The 15,778-nt window shown below is 61.0% G+C and carries 16 protein-coding genes; 8 read left to right on the top strand and 8 right to left on the bottom strand.

Features of this window, described 5'->3' with window-relative positions:
- Positions 1 to 142: 142 nt before the first annotated feature.
- Both flhC and flhD read right to left on the bottom strand, forming a co-directional pair.
- Complete coding sequence (gene flhC, locus LPA36_RS19260; protein WP_228880076.1) at positions 143 to 706, bottom strand: flagellar transcriptional regulator FlhC; 564 nt, start codon at positions 704 to 706, stop codon at positions 143 to 145.
- A gap of 73 nt (positions 707 to 779) precedes the next feature.
- Positions 780 to 1,100, bottom strand: a complete 321-nt coding sequence (gene flhD / locus LPA36_RS19255; RefSeq protein ID WP_228880071.1) for a flagellar transcriptional regulator FlhD — start codon at positions 1,098 to 1,100, stop codon at positions 780 to 782.
- A 661-nt stretch (positions 1,101 to 1,761) separates the two neighbouring features.
- Here flhD and LPA36_RS19250 point away from each other — a divergent pair.
- The gene (locus LPA36_RS19250; RefSeq protein WP_228880069.1) at positions 1,762 to 2,826 is read left to right on the top strand and encodes a glycosyltransferase family 4 protein; all 1,065 of its coding nucleotides are present in this window, start codon (positions 1,762 to 1,764) and stop codon (positions 2,824 to 2,826) included.
- A gap of 197 nt (positions 2,827 to 3,023) precedes the next feature.
- Here the strand turns inward: LPA36_RS19250 and LPA36_RS19245 are convergent, their stop codons facing one another.
- On the bottom strand, positions 3,024 to 3,326 hold the full coding sequence (locus tag LPA36_RS19245) for an H-NS histone family protein (RefSeq protein WP_090535148.1): 303 nt from the start codon (positions 3,324 to 3,326) through the stop codon (positions 3,024 to 3,026).
- Between the two features lie 287 nt (positions 3,327 to 3,613).
- Between LPA36_RS19245 and aqpZ the strand changes: the two genes are divergently transcribed.
- Both aqpZ and LPA36_RS19235 read left to right on the top strand, forming a co-directional pair.
- Positions 3,614 to 4,354, top strand: coding sequence for an aquaporin Z (aqpZ, locus tag LPA36_RS19240; RefSeq protein WP_228880066.1), 741 nt, complete (start codon positions 3,614 to 3,616; stop codon positions 4,352 to 4,354).
- 394 nt (positions 4,355 to 4,748) lie between these two features.
- A complete protein-coding gene (locus LPA36_RS19235; RefSeq protein ID WP_228880065.1) occupies positions 4,749 to 5,051 on the top strand; it encodes a PXPV repeat protein in 303 nt (100 codons plus the stop codon).
- Positions 5,052 to 5,215: 164 nt separating this feature from the next.
- On the opposite strand, the gene LPA36_RS19230 is transcribed toward LPA36_RS19235, so the two are convergent.
- Both LPA36_RS19230 and LPA36_RS19225 read right to left on the bottom strand, forming a co-directional pair.
- Positions 5,216 to 6,037, bottom strand: a complete 822-nt coding sequence (locus LPA36_RS19230) for a Cof-type HAD-IIB family hydrolase (RefSeq protein ID WP_228880062.1) — start codon at positions 6,035 to 6,037, stop codon at positions 5,216 to 5,218.
- A gap of 72 nt (positions 6,038 to 6,109) precedes the next feature.
- A complete protein-coding gene (locus tag LPA36_RS19225) occupies positions 6,110 to 6,991 on the bottom strand; it encodes a BadF/BadG/BcrA/BcrD ATPase family protein (protein ID WP_228880058.1) in 882 nt (293 codons plus the stop codon).
- A gap of 157 nt (positions 6,992 to 7,148) precedes the next feature.
- On the opposite strand from LPA36_RS19225, the gene LPA36_RS19220 reads away from it, so the two are divergent.
- A complete protein-coding gene (locus LPA36_RS19220) occupies positions 7,149 to 7,745 on the top strand; it encodes a DNA-3-methyladenine glycosylase I (protein ID WP_228880057.1) in 597 nt (198 codons plus the stop codon).
- A 296-nt stretch (positions 7,746 to 8,041) separates the two neighbouring features.
- Complete coding sequence (locus LPA36_RS19215) at positions 8,042 to 8,467, top strand: hypothetical protein (protein WP_228880054.1); 426 nt, start codon at positions 8,042 to 8,044, stop codon at positions 8,465 to 8,467.
- A gap of 182 nt (positions 8,468 to 8,649) precedes the next feature.
- Here the strand turns inward: LPA36_RS19215 and rpsU are convergent, their stop codons facing one another.
- Together rpsU and LPA36_RS19205 are read right to left on the bottom strand one after the other, a co-directional pair.
- A complete protein-coding gene (gene rpsU / locus LPA36_RS19210) occupies positions 8,650 to 8,862 on the bottom strand; it encodes a 30S ribosomal protein S21 (protein ID WP_074262890.1) in 213 nt (70 codons plus the stop codon).
- 328 nt (positions 8,863 to 9,190) lie between these two features.
- Positions 9,191 to 10,135 carry an aldo/keto reductase gene (locus tag LPA36_RS19205; protein ID WP_228880045.1) on the bottom strand — a complete coding sequence of 315 codons (945 nt, stop codon included), beginning with the start codon at positions 10,133 to 10,135 and terminating at the stop codon, positions 9,191 to 9,193.
- 250 nt (positions 10,136 to 10,385) lie between these two features.
- Between LPA36_RS19205 and LPA36_RS19200 the strand changes: the two genes are divergently transcribed.
- From LPA36_RS19200 to fliT, 3 genes are all read left to right on the top strand, one after another.
- A complete protein-coding gene (locus tag LPA36_RS19200) occupies positions 10,386 to 11,204 on the top strand; it encodes a flagellin domain-containing protein (RefSeq protein ID WP_228880043.1) in 819 nt (272 codons plus the stop codon).
- A gap of 182 nt (positions 11,205 to 11,386) precedes the next feature.
- Positions 11,387 to 12,802 (top strand): flagellar filament capping protein FliD, encoded by a 1,416-nt coding sequence (gene fliD, locus LPA36_RS19195; RefSeq protein WP_228880041.1) that lies wholly within the window; start codon positions 11,387 to 11,389, stop codon positions 12,800 to 12,802.
- 29 nt (positions 12,803 to 12,831) lie between these two features.
- Complete coding sequence (fliT, locus tag LPA36_RS19190) at positions 12,832 to 13,128, top strand: flagellar protein FliT (protein WP_228880039.1); 297 nt, start codon at positions 12,832 to 12,834, stop codon at positions 13,126 to 13,128.
- 178 nt (positions 13,129 to 13,306) lie between these two features.
- Here fliT and LPA36_RS19185 read toward each other — a convergent pair whose 3' ends face one another.
- On the bottom strand, positions 13,307 to 15,775 hold the full coding sequence (locus tag LPA36_RS19185; RefSeq protein WP_228880038.1) for a tetratricopeptide repeat protein: 2,469 nt from the start codon (positions 15,773 to 15,775) through the stop codon (positions 13,307 to 13,309).
- Between the last annotated feature and the right edge of the window lie 3 nt (positions 15,776 to 15,778).

The raw sequence follows: 15,778 nt of genomic DNA, 5'->3' as shown, positions 1-15,778 counted from the left end.
CCGCCGCAGGCCGCGCGCTGCCGTCGTATGCAGCTTGCCGCAGGCCGGCTCGGCCAGCCGGCCGTGCGAAGCGCCGGTTTATGCGCCGGCCGCCGCGCTGGACGGCCCTGCGTGCGCCGGCCTTTCTCGCGGCGGTTCCCGCTCAGGCGGCGAGAATCGAAGGGTCGGCCGGACGGGCTTTTGCCTCGGCGGCCTTGCGCGTCTTGCCGGCCCGCGAAGGCGGCTGGCACAGTCCGCAGACGAAACCCTGCTGCGGATCATGCGCATGCGCGACAAAATGTCCGCCGCAGCGCGTGCAGGCCGTCATCTGGAGCATGCCGGAGTCGAAGAAGCGCACCAGCGTCCACGCGCGCGTGAGACTCAACACGGGCTCGTCCTGCTGCAACTGGACGTGTTCCATATAGAGCCGGTAGCTTTTCACGATCGACTGGATCGGATCGCACCCACCCTGCAGGTTGATGAACCGGTAAATATTGAAGAACAGTGACGAATGGATATTCGGCTGCCAGGTCATGAACCAGTCTGTCGAGAAAGGCAGCATGCCCTTGGGCGGCGAGACGCCCTTCAGTTCCTTGTAGAGCCTGATCAGCCGGTCGCGCGAGAGGCTGGTTTCCGCCTCGAGGAGTTGCAACCGTGCCCCAAGTTCGATCAGTTCGATTGCCAGGGTGATTTCCCTGACTTCCGTCATCACGCTTTTCGTTGCCATCCGCCCTCGTTCTGTCGTCCGTGCCAGCTCCGGCCGGCCGGATGGCCGACCGCAAGGGACTGCAGCGTGCGCCTCAACCGATCTGCTCGGTCGGCTGGCTCGCCATCAGGATCGCCGAATGGGCCTGGGCAACGACGCCCTGTTTGCCTTTTTCAGCGAGGGACGAAAGAATTGCGTGGTCGTCGAACCGGAAGCGGCAAAGCACCTGGTTCGAAGCGGCCAGCTTGACGGTCTGTGCAAGCGAGAGGTTGGCGAGAACATCAGCGAGCTGGTCCGAGATACCCATACGGAACATACCCATGGGTTTGTCCTCACGGAGAAGACGTTGGGCCAGCAGGAGGTAGGACAGGTTTACTTCTCTGATCTCACTGAGCATTTCGCTAGTGGCAGTCATGATTCCCCCGGTTCGATCTGGCTGGTCAGGCCGTTGCGGAAACGTTTGCTCAATCGCGCGCGCCTATAACGCACGACCGGCCCGTTTATGGTCATTGCCAGCATTGTGTCGAAAGCACAACCATTCGGAAATCGGACAGACCGCCCGTTGTTTTGACGGAAATGTCCATTAATCGTGTAGGAATTTTTCCTACACGATCTGTAACCGATCGCTTTTCGGGGATGTGGCGGGGGATTTTCTGGCGTATCGGATGTCGCGCCAGAAGCGGTGGCCGGGATTATAGGCACAATTAAAAACCGGCGTATCCCACATTTCGCAGCCTTGCCCCAAGCCCGCAGCGCCGTGTGCCGCGCACCCGAACAAGGTGCCGTGCTGCTTTGCGGCACGGCCGTGGAAAGCATCGCATCTCCGTTTTATCGGGCTTTCCGGGCAATCTGGAGAAACCGTAACAGCCCGTGTATCGCGCTGTAACAACATTAAGCGTTTGAAAAATAACTCGAATTAGCGCGCCCAATCCCGATAATGGCTCTAAGGGATAACCCGATCCAGTTCGGGCAATCCTCGCGTTGCGACCAGAAGACGCCGCGCAGTCCGTCCGACCAGGCATTCGCCTGCTTATCCGAGCAACGTCGCACGAAGCCGTCTGAACAAGGAGAACCCCATGCGAATCGCACAAATCGCGCCGCTTTACGAGGCTGTCCCGCCGAAATTTTACGGCGGCACCGAGCGCGTTGTCTCTTATCTCACAGAGGCGCTCGTGAACCTCGGTCATGACGTTACGCTCTTTGCGAGTGGCGATTCGGTGACCTCCGCAAATCTGGAAGCCTGCTGGCCGCGTGCGCTGCGCCTCGATCCGACCGTGCGCGACGCGATGGCGCCCCACGTGCTGATGATGGAACAGGTGCGCCGCGTCGCCCATGAGTTCGACGTGCTGCATTTTCACCTCGACTATCTACCGTTCCCGCTGTTCTCGACGATGGACACGCCGTTTGTCACGACGCTGCACGGCCGCCTCGATCTGCCTGAGCTTCAGCCGGTGTTCGACGCGTTTTCGGACGTGCCCGTCGTATCGATTTCCGATTCGCAGCGCCAGCCGCTGCCGCAGGCGAACTGGCTCAACACCATCTACCACGGTCTGCCGGCACAGCTGCTGACGCCGCAGACGCACAGGAAGCCCGAATATCTGGCGTTTCTCGGCCGTATCTGTCCGGAGAAGCGCGTCGATACAGCCATCAGGATCGCGGCCCAGAGCGGCCTGCCGCTGAAGATCGCTGCCAAGGTGGACAAAGCCGACCAGGAGTACTTCAAGACTGAGATTGAGCCGCTGCTCTCGCAGGCGCACGTGGAATTCGTAGGGGAGATCAACGAGGCCCAGAAGCCCGAGTTCCTTTCCGGCGCGAAGGCGCTGCTGTTCCCGATCGACTGGTCCGAGCCGTTTGGGCTCGTGATGATCGAGTCGATGGCGTGCGGCACACCGGTGATCGCATTCAACCGCGGCTCAGTGCCCGAAGTGATCGATCATGGTGTGACCGGCTACGTCTGCGAAGACGTGCAGGGCGCGGTTGCCGCGCTCCAGCGTATCGACGCGCTTTCGCGCACCGAAATCCGCGCGCAGTTCGAGCGCCGCTTCACGTCGGAGACGATGGCGCAGAACTACGTCGACGGGTATACGACGCTTCTGGAAGCCACGCGCCGCCCGGTGCTGCGCCGGGTTGCGGTGGGCTGACCGATCTGCTGACGCGCTAATTCGAGGTGAATCGTCTGCGTGAATCGATTGCGTAGCGCGTGAATCGTACGATTCATTTCCCGGGCAACAAAAAGCCGCCTGAAAAGGCGGCTTTTTTATTGGTGTCAAACAACCGTATCACGCAATGGTTTAGTGCACACAATTTCCTTCAAAAAGCTTTCGGTTACGCGGCTGAATTACTGTTCGATCAGAAACCGCTCACGGTTTTTCCCGGCAATCCATTTTGGCGGTTTGCCGCGCCCGCTCCACGTACTGCCGGTTTTAGGGTCCTGATAGCGCGGCGGCAACGGCGCTTTCCTCGGCGGGCGGCCACGGCGGGCGGCCTCGGCAAAGCCAAGATCCTGCGCGGTAAGCCCGTATTCGACAATCTTGTGACGGATCTCCGCAATCACATTCACGACTTCCGTGCGACGTGCCTCTTCGGCCTGCGCCTGAAGCCGCGCTATCTGAACCTTGAGATCTGCGTATTGTGATGACATTCTGGTCTCTCCCTTATCGCGGCAGTCATTCGATCGGAGATTAACTGTAATTAGCGAAATTCGCAATGCGGGGCAGACGGATATATCCGGAAATCATCTGATAATTATTAAGTCACAACCGGAGTTTAATTGCGCGAATCTTTATCCCGAAATAATCGGCGCCATTTCGTCGAATTTGACAATTCTTGACAGCGTCGTCAGGTGCGTTTGCCTAAAATCCGCGACTGGAGCGCGCATTGCGATTTTTGCGATGCCGCAATAGCAGTCGTCTTTAAAGGAATACGCAAATGCAATTGTCGCGACGTGTCGCCGCCGAAATGTTCGGCACGTTCTGGCTTGTGCTGGGAGGGTGCGGCAGCGCCGTCCTGGCCGCGAGTCTCTCGGGTCCCGAGCAGGGTTTGGGCATTGGCTATGCGGGAGTCTCACTCGCGTTCGGCCTCACTGTGCTGACGATGGCGTACACGATCGGGCATATCTCCGGGTGCCATCTGAACCCGGCCGTCAGCGTCGGGTTGACGGTTGCCGGCCGCTTCCCGGCCCGCGACCTCGTGCCGTACATCGTGGCGCAGGTGGCCGGCGCAATACTGGGGGCGTTCGCGCTCTCGTTGATCGCATGCGGCAAACCCGGGTTCGATCTGGTGGCGAGCGGCTTTGCAACCAATGGATATGACGGACGCTCACCCGGGCACTACTCGATGCTCGCCGCATTCATCTGCGAAGTGGTGATGACCGGCTTCTTCCTCTTCGTGATTCTCGGGGCAACCGACCGTCGCGCGCCGGCGGGATTTGCACCGCTCGCGATTGGCCTGTGCCTCACGCTGATCCATCTGATTTCGATTCCGGTGACGAACACCTCGGTCAATCCGGCACGGTCGACGGGGCCCGCGCTGTTCGTGGGCGGCGGCGCAGTCGACCAGTTGTGGTTGTTCTGGCTCGCGCCGGTACTCGGTGCGGTTGTGGCGGGCCTGGTTTATCCAGTTGTCGCCCGGGAACGTGGGGCGACGCGGAGTGTGGAAGCGTTGAACTGAATCGGGTCGCCGGAGAGGCCCGATATTTCACACTTCGAGTCGTTCGAAACCGGGCGTTTCGCGCCCGGTTTTCTGCTTTCAGAAGGGAGCGGGGCTGCGGCGGATATTAATAGATGCCACAAGTGTAAGAGCGCCTTACTCCTGCTGGGGACATATCCGGATATGCTGACCTGTCAGGAAAATGCGGTTCCGGCCAAGGCCAGCCGGAAAGCCCCGTGGCGCCGGGATGTTCAGGCTTTTGCCGGCCCCAGGTCAAACGATCGGGCGCCACGGGACGCACGGCCGCAACCCGGAATCGATACTTTCACTCCGTAACATCTCGTCGCAGCACGAGGGGTCTGCGATGCGTAGATTGAACCTGTGCGACAAACATGTCGCGAGACAGGAGAACAACATGAAGCGCATCGTTACTCATCTGCTGGTTGCCGCGGGTCTTGCGGTTGGCGTGTGCGGCGTTGCCGAAGCGCATACGGATCTGAGCATCGGTCTTTCGCTTGGCGTTCCGGCACCCGTGTACGTGCGACCGGCGCCGGTCTACGCGGCACCTCAGCCCGTGTATGACCATCCGGGTTGGGACCGCGGAGGCTGGCGCGATCAAGGGCACGACTCGCATCGCTGGGATCACCGGGACTACGACCGGGGCGGCCGTGGCGGCTGGGACGCGCGTGGTGATCGCGGCTACGGCTGGCACGGCTGATCAACGGGCGGCTGACGGCTGACGGCTGACGGCTGACGGCTGACGGCTGACGGTCATTCAACCATCCAGCCTGTCGTGCATGGCCTCTGCGGAGACTTCGCAGAGGCCTTTCCATTTAACCTTCCCTTTGGCCGTGGTCCGCTTTGGCGTCGCGTTTGCAATGCTCAGGACGTCAGTTCGTCGTCCATCGCGAACAGCTTGCGCAGATGATGGGCGACGCCGGCCTCGAAGTTATTGCCGATGCGTGGCACGTCCGGCAGCCGCCGGATGAGGTCCGGGTTGGCGTTATTCATCATGAACGGATAGCCTGCCGTTTCCAGCAGGTCGATATCGTTCATGTTGTCGCCGAAGGCCACGCAGCGTGCCGTATCGATGCCCAGACGCTCCAGCACGACCCGTAACGCGGTGCCCTTCGATACGTTCGCGGCCATCACCTCGAGGCAGTCGGGCAACGAATAGGTCACGTACAGCGCTTCGCCGAATTCGCGCTCGAGATTCTCCGAGACGCGCGCGAGGTCTGCCGGATCGCCGATATACAGCACCTTTGCGATGTCCTTGCCGGAGTGCTTGCGCAGGTCCATCACTTCGTACGTGAAGCCCGAGTCCTGGTGATAACGCAGCAATTCAGGCGAGTCGCGGTCAATCAGCCATTCCTGATCGGCGAACAGATTGACGATCACACGGCCATGCTCGCCAGCGATTTCCGGCTCGACAAGGCGCCGCACGATATCTGGCGCGAGATCCCGCGCGTATATCAACGTGTTGTCAGGTGCATGCACCCGCGCGCCATTCGACGTGACCAGATACGGTTTGATACCCAGCACGTCGCGAATGCCGGCGACGTCGGAATAATGGCGCCCGGTCGCGATGACAAAGTGAAGCCCCTGCGCTTCGAGCGCACGCACCGTCGAGACGGTGAGCGGGTCCACCTGATGGTCGCTGTTGAGCAGGGTTCCGTCGAGATCGGTGGCGATAACTTTGTACATGTCGTGAGGGGCTCGCGGCTTCAAAGGGCGTATTTTAACGCCCCAGGCACGCAGCCCCGCTCCGTCGCCCATTTATGCGTTGATCTGGCGCGCCTCGACTCTTGCAAGCTGCAGCCCGCCGTGCGCCGAATCGGCCAGTGGCGCGCGCAGACGCGCATGGTACGAAGCCGGCACATAAGGCCGCAGTGGCTCACCGAGGCCGCCGCACAACGCCACCGGCAAAGTGCCCGTCGGATCCAGGGCGTCGATCATCTTCGCGATTTCGGTTCCGGCTTCGGCAAGCAGCCGGGCGGCAAATGGATGCGTACGATGCTGCAGGACGACAGGCGCGAGGCTCGCATACGCAGTCTGATTGGCGGCACAAAGCCAGACGATCAGGCTGTCGCGGTCCTGCGCGCCGATGCGGTCGAGCAATGCCTGCGCGAAGTTATCGTGTGGCACGCGGCCATCGAGCGCCTGCTGGGCATAGACGCTGGCCCGCATGCCCAGCCAGGCGCCGCTCGCCTCATCGCCCGACGGGAAGCCGAATCCGCTCGCAATTCGCCATGGTCCGTCGCCGTCGGCCGCTGCGGCTACGCTGCCCGTACCGAGCGCAACCACCACGCCATGCGCGCCGCCGTGCGCACCGAGGAGCGTCGTGTAGGCGTCGCTCTCCACCGCGAGCCCGGCCACTTTTGGCGCGTGATCATAGAACGCTGCGAGCCAGTCGCGATTATTCACGCCTGCCAGCCCGCAACCCAGGATGCAGCGCGACCAGTCCAGCTCGAGTCCCGCTGCGGTGAATGCATCGCGGCTGGCGGCTTCGATCGACTGCCACGCGCGCTCGACGCCGAGGCCGAGACCCGATGGCCCGCCGGTGGCCTGCGCGAGTTCGGCACCTTGAATGTCGCCAAGGACGAGACGGGTGCCTGAGCCGCCGCCGTCGACACCGATGAGGTAAAGGTCTGAAGTCATCGAATACAGTCGAATAGAAAGGATGATGCAGAGACTATCGGGTTCAATTCGATCCGGCAATCTGCCATCCGGCCAGGTGGCGGCGCGTATCCATTCCGCTATTCTTGCCTCGCGGGATTCAACGAGTTGGGCAACTCATACATGCAGGAGTGTGAAAGTGACACAACGATGCAACTGGGCGGCGACCGAAGCGCTTGCGCAATATCACGATACTGAATGGGGCGTGCCTTCGCGCGACGATCGGCACCTGTTTGAGCTCCTGGTGCTGGAGGGCGCGCAGGCTGGTCTGTCGTGGTCGACGATTCTCAACAAGCGGGCGGGGTATCGCCGTGCATTCGCCGATTTCGATATCGACACTGTGGCCGGCTTCGCCCCAAAACAGATTGACGCACTGCTGCTCGACGCCAGCATCGTCCGCCATCGGGGCAAGCTCGAATCGGCGGTCACCAACGCACGCGCGATCCAGAAGATTCAGGCCGAGCACGGTTCACTGGCGAATTTCGTGTGGTCATTCGTCGACCAGACGCCCATCCAGAACGACTGGGCAAGCTATAAGGACGCACCCGCTTCGACCGCCATTTCGGACGCGCTGAGCAAGGCGCTCAAAGGGTGGGGTTGCAAGTTCGTCGGCACCACGATCTGCTATTCGTTCATGCAGGCAGTCGGCATGGTGAACGACCACGAGCGCAACTGTGCATGCCGGGCAGCTTGTGCCGCACTTGGCAAAAAGGGACGCAACCGGAAATCGGGGTAGCCGGCTCCCATTTCACGCGCCGGCGGTTGCCTGCCTCGGAAGCCCGACGCTGGACGCCGGGGCGTCTCGGCAGGTCTCGCGGTCAGCGTGCGCCGTTCGCCTTGGTCCTGTCGGGCGTACTGGAACGGCAGCCTTACGGCACGCGGCCTGGCAAAAGCCTGTGTAATACGGCAAAATTGCCCGCTGCGGGTTTGATCCAATACATATTTCCCGATTTCAGCCGTTATAGCTGTGAGGAACACCGCAGGTTCTCAAATAACAAACGACCGCTGCGCCCAGCGCAGAGGAGAAGCACCATGAAAAGCCTGAACTTCCTGACTCATCAGGAGATTTTCGACCAGGCCGTCGGCCACCTGTTTGGCCAGAAACGCGCGGCGCTACTGCCACGCGGCGGCGGCGCATACCGGGGTCACTGCGGTGGCTGTCCCATTGGCAATTTCATCAAGCCGGGCGACTACATGACGGCGATGGAAGGCATTCCGGTCCGTTACATCGGAAAAGATCCGCGCGATGTGCCGCTGTACATGGATGTCGGCGTGGCGGCGCTCAAGAAGGCGCTGCTACGCGCGCGCATCAACATCTACGACGCCACGACCGTCGAATTGCTCAGCTGCCTCCAGAACGTACACGACGTGTTCGGTACGTGGGAATGGCAGGAGCGTCTGCGCTCGATCGCGCGGCAGTTCGGCCTGTCTGCCGAACGCGTGAAGTCCGCGGCGTAACGCCAGAACGGCGCCACATCGGGGAAGCATTTCAGCGCTCGGGCGCCCGCACTCTCGTCTGCCGCGATACCGCGGCGTACCCGAGCGTGACCGCCCTTTACCGTTTCCGGGCGACCAAATGAGAACGGCGGTGTAGCTTCTTTCGAAACTACACCGCCGTCTGGCCGTGCTAAAAAGCGTGCTTAGTGCAGCTTTTTCGGCAGTTGCTGGCTGCGCAGGCGCTTGTGCAGGCGCTTCACAGCAGCGGCCTTCTTGCGCTTACGTGCCGTCGTCGGCTTTTCGTACGATTGGCGCTCACGCAGCTCGGCGATCAGGCCATTCTTTTCGATTGCGCGACGAAAGCGGCGGATCGCCACTTCGAACGGCTCGTTTTCTTTCAGAAGAATCGTCGTCATGTAATTCCTAACTAAATCGCTTGATACGGTTAATTGCGTGGCGGCAACCCGCTCACGCGCCGGCACTCCGGTCGTTTCGATTCATGGCCAATAACAGGCAAACGAAACCATGGACGAAAACGAGAGGCAAAGCGGCCACGGAGGCCGGAAAAGAGAGGTGGGGAGTTCACCGCGAGAACGCGGGCAGACGCATATGCAGCGCCGCGTCTGATGCCCGGTTCACCGCCGACGTTCAACCACAAATCGACCACGAAACAGGCAAAGATCTCAATTCACTCCCGATGATATCAGGAAAAACTCGTGCCCACCACCACTTTCACGAATCCGCTCAGGCACTTGCGTCGTTCAGCCGGCGGATATCGGCATCCGTGAGCCTCAGGTGGACCGCCGCGACCAGGCTTTTCAGCTGGTCGACCGAGGTCGCGCTGGCAATCGGCGCCGTCACGCCCGGACGCGCGATCAGCCACGCAAGCGCAACCGTCGCGGGCGTGCTGTCGTGCCCGCCGGCGACTTCATCGAGCGCTTTCAGGATTCCGAGGCCGCGTTCGTCCAGGTATTTCTCGACCCGGCTGCCGCGGGCGCTGCTTTTCCCGAGGTCCGCCTTCGAGCGGTATTTGCCCGACAGAAAGCCGCTCGCAAGGCTGTAATACGTCACGACCCCCAGCCGGTGCGCAAGCGCAACGGGCTCGATCCCGGTTTCGTACGGAGCGCGATCATACAGGTTGTACTCGGGCTGCAACAGCTGATACTTCGGCAAACCGTGCTGCTGCGCGACCGCAAGCGCCTCTTCGATACGCGCGCCGCTATAGTTGGACGCGCCGATCACCCGCACCTTGCCGGCCTCGATCAGGCGCTGGTAGGCGCCGAGTGTCTCGGCAAGCGGCATGTCCGAGTCGTCGAGATGCGAAAAATACACGTCGATGTAATCGGTTTGAAGGCGGCGCAACGAGTCTTCGACTGCCGCCTGGATGTTGCCGCCCGACAGTCCTTTTCGCGCGCCGAGCATGCCCACCTTGGTCGCGAGCACGATCCTGTCGCGCTTCCCGCCCTGCTTCAGCCACTTGCCAATGATCGTTTCCGACTCGCCGCCCTGGTGTCCCGGCACCCACGCTGAATAGACGTCGGCGGTGTCGATGAAGTCGAGCCCGGCGTCGACGAAGGCGTCGAGAATCGAGAACGAAGTGGCTTCGTCGGCGGACCAGCCGAACACGTTTCCGCCGAAAACCAGTGGTGCGACCTGTATCTGCGACGTCCCAATATTGCGTTTTTGCATGACTTCTCCCAGGGGAAATGCGTCCGGACCGACAAGCATACGCTGCCTCGCGGATCCGCACAGGGTGCCCCTCTCCGGGCTTTCGGCCAGCAGGCGGAGGTCCCGTTCCCACCCTCTTTTATCTCCAGCCCCTAAAGTTTTGTTCGCGTGCCGCCGACAACCAGGAAAGGCGGGCAGCGCCACTCGTCAAACGCGCTACGCCGAACCCGAACCAGCCTAATTACATGGCGTTTTCCAAACGAGGAAACAAATGCTGAATATCAACACCAACATTCTGTCGCTGACTGCACAGAACAACCTCAATGGCTCGCAAAGCGCTCTGTCGCAGGCCATTAACCGTCTGTCGTCGGGCAAGCGCGTGAACACGGCTGCTGATGATGCGGCAGGTAACGCAATTGCAACGTCGCAAACGGCGTCGATCAATGCGCTGACCCAAGGCGCAGCAAACGCGAACAACGCAGTGTCGATGGTTCAAACGACCAACGGCGCGCTGCAATCGACGGTCGACAACCTGCAACGTATCCGTCAGCTGGCGGTGGAAGCAGGCGACGGCTCGCTGGATTCGAAGGCACTCGCTAACCTGGACTCGGAAGTGCAGGCGCGTATCACGGAAATTACCCGTGTTGCAGCTCAAACGACGTTCAACGGCAAGGCAGTCCTGTCGGGCGCAGGTAACGTGACGTTCCAGATCGGCGCATTCGCTGGTCAGCAAATCACGGCATCGTTCGGCGCAACGGTGTGGAATGCAACGGGTCTGGGCGTGACGGCACTGAGCGTCTCGACGGCAGCGCTGGCACAGACGGCGATGGGCCTGATCGATACGGCACTGGCAAGCGTCAATACCTTCCAGGCAACGCTCGGCGCAACGCAAAACACGATGACAGCCGCCATCACGACGACGACCACGCAAGCGACGAACATGAGCGCAGCGCGTTCGCAGATCACCGACGCAGACTTCGCGTCGGAAACGGCGAACCTGTCGAAGGCTCAAGTGCTGCAACAAGCGGGTATCTCGGTGCTGGCTCAAGCAAACTCGCAGCCGCAACAAGTTCTGAAGCTTCTCCAGTAAGACTGACTGAAGGGCGGCGTGCCGTACAACGCCGCATTGCAGGAGCCGCAGCCGAACGCGGCTCCCGCAACGAATACCGGCTGGACCAGTGGGGGGCATGCCTCCCACAACGCGTTTCTACGCGCCGTATCAACCGATAGTTTTGATCTGACTTTTTCCGCATCGACGAACGGAGCATCCGCATGACCACGACGGCGTCTTCATCTTCAACCGACGTAAGCAGTCTGCTTGCATCGGCGGCACAGTCCATCATCAGCGGTTCGACCAAGTCGACGCTCGATGTCGACTCGCTCGTGTCTGCACTCGTCACCGCGAAAACAGCGGGTCAAAACGCAACGATTGTGAACAAGCAGTCGCTCGATAACGCGGAAATATCGGCCATCGGTTCGATCAAGTCGGCGCTGGCAGCACTGCAGACCTCGCTGAGTGGGCTTGCAGACGGCTCCACGTTGTCGGCCGTCTCGGCCACCACCAGCAGCACCGCGATCTCGGCAACGACGACCACCGGCGCAACCGCCGGCAACTACACGGTCAACGTGACGCAAATCGCGACGGCCAACAAGCTTTCTTCGCAGGCGTTCACCAGCAGTGACACGATCGGCAGCGGCACGCTGACCATCGGTCTTGGCAGCACGGGTTCGATGTCGCTCAACGTGACGTCGGGCATGTCGCTCTCGGACATCGCAAGCCAGATCAATACGTCGTCGAGCAATCCGGGCGTGTCGGCATCGGTCATCACATCGACGGACGGACAGCATCTGGTCATCCAGTCGACGGCGACGGGTGCGGCAAACACCGTCTCGGTGACGGCGGGCAGCGGTCTGAATTCGAAACTGAATTCTTCCGGCTACACGACGGTGACAGCCGCTCAGGATGCAGCGTTCAGCATCGACGGCAACGCCGCGACAAGCGCCAGCAATACCATTACGGGTGCACTGACGGGCGTGACGCTGAACCTGACGGCCGCTGCCGTTGGCACGCCGCAGACTGTGACCGTTGCAACTAATCCGACCGCAACCACGACCGCGATCACCAACTTCGTCACGGCGTACAACAACTACGTCACCACAGCGTCGGGGCTGTCCGGCTACGACACTACGAGTGGGCAGGCCGGCACACTGCTCGGCGACTCGATGCTCAACTCGATCAACAACGGTCTCGCGAGCCTGATCAGCGGCGGCGTGACAACGGGCGGTAGCACGTTCAGCCTTTCGTCGATCGGTATCGACCTGCAGCCGGACGGCACGATGTCCGTCGACCAGGCTGCCCTCACTTCAGCTGTGACCGCCAACAGCCCTGCGATTCAGGGTATTTTCAATACGACGAACGGCATCGGCCAGACGCTCAATACGTTCGTGAACACGTACGTCGAATCGAGCGGCACGATCGACCAGCGTACGGCGTCGTTGAACAGCGACCTCTCCAGTCTTTCGGATCAGGCAACGGCGCTGACGGACTATCAGAACACGCTGACCGCCCAATACAACGCGCAGTTCACGGCGTTGAACACGCTGATGGCGGAGACGCAGAACAACACGGCGTACCTCACGCAGCTGTTCGGCGGCGCGAACAACACTGGCACGATGAACAAAAGCTAGTCGCCAGACGGATCATCAGGACGGAAAGAATGACAGACGATACGCTGAACCGCGCGCTTGGATTGACCCAGGCAATCGAAACCGCCGTGGCAGAAGACGACTGGGTGCGTGCGTCTGCACTGGCAGAAGAACGTTCTCCGCTCCTGATGTCGCTGAGCCCGACGCAAACCCCGCAGGCACTCGAAACGATCCGCGCCATCCAGCGCATCGACGCGTCGATCAGGGAGTACATCCGCAACGGCCATGACCGTCTCGCTGCCCAGCATGGCGCGGCGCTGAAACGCATCGAGTCGGTCAGCCTGTATCACCGCACGGGCATGCTGTAACGCAATAGCCAAAGTATCAGCCACCACAGGTCAGCAAAGAATAAACACGGGGTAACACAACGGACACCGCATGACAAAATGTGGGATCTTTAAGTCATATTAAGAAAGCCGCAGCGATGCGGCTTTTTTTTCGTTTCCGTTCAACGGATACCTTTCGGCTTCCTCCGCTTGCAACGCATCACGTTGCCACCGCGGTTGCTGCGAATGCATTCCACATGTCCTCGAATGCATCTTCGAGGTTGCGCGCGAAACGCGGCGCATCGCAAAGTGGAGATGCCACAAGCTGCTGCCGCAAACCGGCACGCAACGACGCGAGGCGCGCAGGATCGGACGAGAATGCGACGGCTTTCTCGACGTAGTCGTCGTTATCGCGGGCGACCCAGTCCGGCAGCCCGGCCGTATTCACGATGCTTTCGCCGACGTGCGACAGAAAGCGATCTCCCTGTCGCGTCAGTACCGGCACGCCCATCCAGAGTCCTTCGACGCTTGTTGTGCCACCAGGATAGGGAAACGGATCGAGCGCGATGTCGATTTGATTGAACGCATTGAGATGCGCATCGCGACTGCTTCGTCCGGCCAGAATCAGACGCGCCGCATCAATCCCGCGTCTCGCGAAACGCATGATAACGTCACCGCGCAGAATCGCCTGATCGAGCTGCGACGCCTTGAGAAGCAGACGCGAGCCCGGCACAGCATGCAGCACGCGCGACCACAGGGCGACAACCTCATCGCCGATCTTGCCGATATTGTTCAGGCAGCCAAACGTCACGACACCATTGGCCAGCATCGGCAGCGGACCCACCGCAATTTCCGTTTGTGGTGGCGTGAAGCAGAGGTAACTATCCGGCAGGCGCCACAGCTTTTCGACGAAGTGCGATTCTTCCCCGAGCCGCAGAACGTGACGGTCACCGAGAATGTAGTCGACCGCTTCGACGCCGGTTGTTGCGAAGAAGCCGAGCCAGCTCGCCTGCACAGGTGCCGGCTTCCATGCGAAAACGCCCAGCCGGTTGTGCGAAGTGTGGCCGGCGAGATCGAGCAGGATATGGATATCGTCGTCGTAGATCCTGTGGGCCATCGTCTCGTCGGTCATACCGGACACCTGGGACCAGCGCGCAAATTGCGGCTTCAGACGTGCGGTCATAGCGTCTTCGTCCGGGTGTGTCGCATAAGCAAACAGTTCCACGCGCGCCGGGTCCAGTTGAGCGAGTACGCTCTCCAGAAACACCGCGACGGGGTGCTCCCTCAGATCGCCAGAAACGAAGCCGATTCGCAAAGGGCCCATGTTCCGTTGCGTTGTGTGCTGAAACTGCCGGACTTGCCCCGTGACGTATTCGCCATATCGGCGCGCATCAAGAACCAACGTCTCAGGTGGCTCGCACGCCGCGCTTGCCGAACTGAAGATCAGCCCTTGATGCGCGCCCTCAAGACCCGGGTTGATTTCGAGCGCCTGACGGTATGCTGCCGATCCGCCCACGAGATCGCCAAGACCACGCAGGATATCGCCAAGCGTGAGGAACATGCGCGCATCGCCAGGTGCCAGCAACAACGCCGCGCGACAACTCTCCATCGCTTCGCCCGGTTCGCCCAGTGCGAAGTAAGCCCATGCCAGGTGGTGGTGCGCGTCGCTATTGGCGGGATCGAGTTCAGTGGCGCGCCGAAGGTGCAACACGGCAGTCTCATGCTGGCTCAACCCCAAATACGCGCTGCCGAGGACGTTATGTGCCTCGGCCAGCGCCGGATCGAGTTCGAGCGCACGCAGGCTGCTATGCACGGCTTCCTCAAAACGGTTCAGCCGTCTCAACGCGTTGCCACGATTGCAGTGCGCCTCGGCAAAATCCGGCTTGAGCGCAAGCGCCTTGTCGAAATGCGTAAGCGCGCTTTCAAAATCACAAATGTCGCGCAGCAGGATGCCGAAGTTGTTGTGCGCGTTCGCATCGTCGGGATCAAGCGAGGTGCGCAGGCTGCGGATCGCCTCGTCCTGTTGCCCGTTCGCGTTGAGCAGCACGCTGAGGTTGAAGTGCGCCGTACGCAAGCCTGGTTTCAGTGCAACCGCCCGGCGGTAACTCGCTATCGCTGCGTCGGGCAGGTTCTGGGCGCGCAGCACGTTACCGAGGTTGTTGTGCGCTTCGGCGTAATCGGGGTGTAATTCGATCGCCCTGCTGTAGCTCTGCGAAGCTGCTTCGAGATCGCCGAGATCCTGCAGCGCATTGGCGAGGTTGTTGTAGGCCTCGGCGTAATCGGGATTCAACGCGATCGCCTGCGCGCAACTGCGCATCGCGGCGTCAGGCTGGTTCGCCTCGCGCAGCGCATTGCCAAGGTTGTTGTGCGCTTCGGGGTAGCCTGGGTCGAGGGCCACGGCGCGGCGGTAGGCTTCTATCGCCTCGACAAGTCGGCCCTTCTCGCGCAGCATGTTACCGAAGTTGTTGTAGTAAATCCCGTTCGGGTGCGAGTCAATCGACTGCTCGATCAGCGCTAGACCCGCATCGTGCTGGCCCATCTGGCAGGCAAGCAGCCCGAGAAAATGCAGTGCATCCGGATGACCCGGCTCCGATTGTAGAATCTGTCCGTAAAGCACGCGGGCTTCGCCCAGCTGCCCTACCCGGTGGTGCGCCAGGGCCGTCTCGAGTAGTGAAGGTCCGTCAAGCAAAGT

It is taken from the genome of Paraburkholderia saeva (assembly GCF_907164555.1).
Lineage (GTDB): Bacteria > Pseudomonadota > Gammaproteobacteria > Burkholderiales > Burkholderiaceae > Paraburkholderia > Paraburkholderia saeva.
This window is presented reverse-complemented; position numbering and strand designations above follow the sequence as displayed.

What these genes read in the sequence shown, in the direction of transcription:
- flhC (WP_228880076.1), bottom strand. Translation starts at nt 706, where the DNA reads ATGGCAACGAAAAGCGTGATGACGGAAGTCAGGGAAATCACCCTGGCA.
- flhD (WP_228880071.1), bottom strand. Translation starts at nt 1,100, where the DNA reads ATGACTGCCACTAGCGAAATGCTCAGTGAGATCAGAGAAGTAAACCTG.
- LPA36_RS19250 (WP_228880069.1), top strand. Translation starts at nt 1,762, where the DNA reads ATGCGAATCGCACAAATCGCGCCGCTTTACGAGGCTGTCCCGCCGAAA.
- LPA36_RS19245 (WP_090535148.1), bottom strand. Translation starts at nt 3,326, where the DNA reads ATGTCATCACAATACGCAGATCTCAAGGTTCAGATAGCGCGGCTTCAG.
- aqpZ (WP_228880066.1), top strand. Translation starts at nt 3,614, where the DNA reads ATGCAATTGTCGCGACGTGTCGCCGCCGAAATGTTCGGCACGTTCTGG.
- LPA36_RS19235 (WP_228880065.1), top strand. Translation starts at nt 4,749, where the DNA reads ATGAAGCGCATCGTTACTCATCTGCTGGTTGCCGCGGGTCTTGCGGTT.
- LPA36_RS19230 (WP_228880062.1), bottom strand. Translation starts at nt 6,037, where the DNA reads ATGTACAAAGTTATCGCCACCGATCTCGACGGAACCCTGCTCAACAGC.
- LPA36_RS19225 (WP_228880058.1), bottom strand. Translation starts at nt 6,991, where the DNA reads ATGACTTCAGACCTTTACCTCATCGGTGTCGACGGCGGCGGCTCAGGC.
- LPA36_RS19215 (WP_228880054.1), top strand. Translation starts at nt 8,042, where the DNA reads ATGAAAAGCCTGAACTTCCTGACTCATCAGGAGATTTTCGACCAGGCC.
- rpsU (WP_074262890.1), bottom strand. Translation starts at nt 8,862, where the DNA reads ATGACGACGATTCTTCTGAAAGAAAACGAGCCGTTCGAAGTGGCGATC.
- LPA36_RS19205 (WP_228880045.1), bottom strand. Translation starts at nt 10,135, where the DNA reads ATGCAAAAACGCAATATTGGGACGTCGCAGATACAGGTCGCACCACTG.
- LPA36_RS19200 (WP_228880043.1), top strand. Translation starts at nt 10,386, where the DNA reads ATGCTGAATATCAACACCAACATTCTGTCGCTGACTGCACAGAACAAC.
- fliD (WP_228880041.1), top strand. Translation starts at nt 11,387, where the DNA reads ATGACCACGACGGCGTCTTCATCTTCAACCGACGTAAGCAGTCTGCTT.
- fliT (WP_228880039.1), top strand. Translation starts at nt 12,832, where the DNA reads ATGACAGACGATACGCTGAACCGCGCGCTTGGATTGACCCAGGCAATC.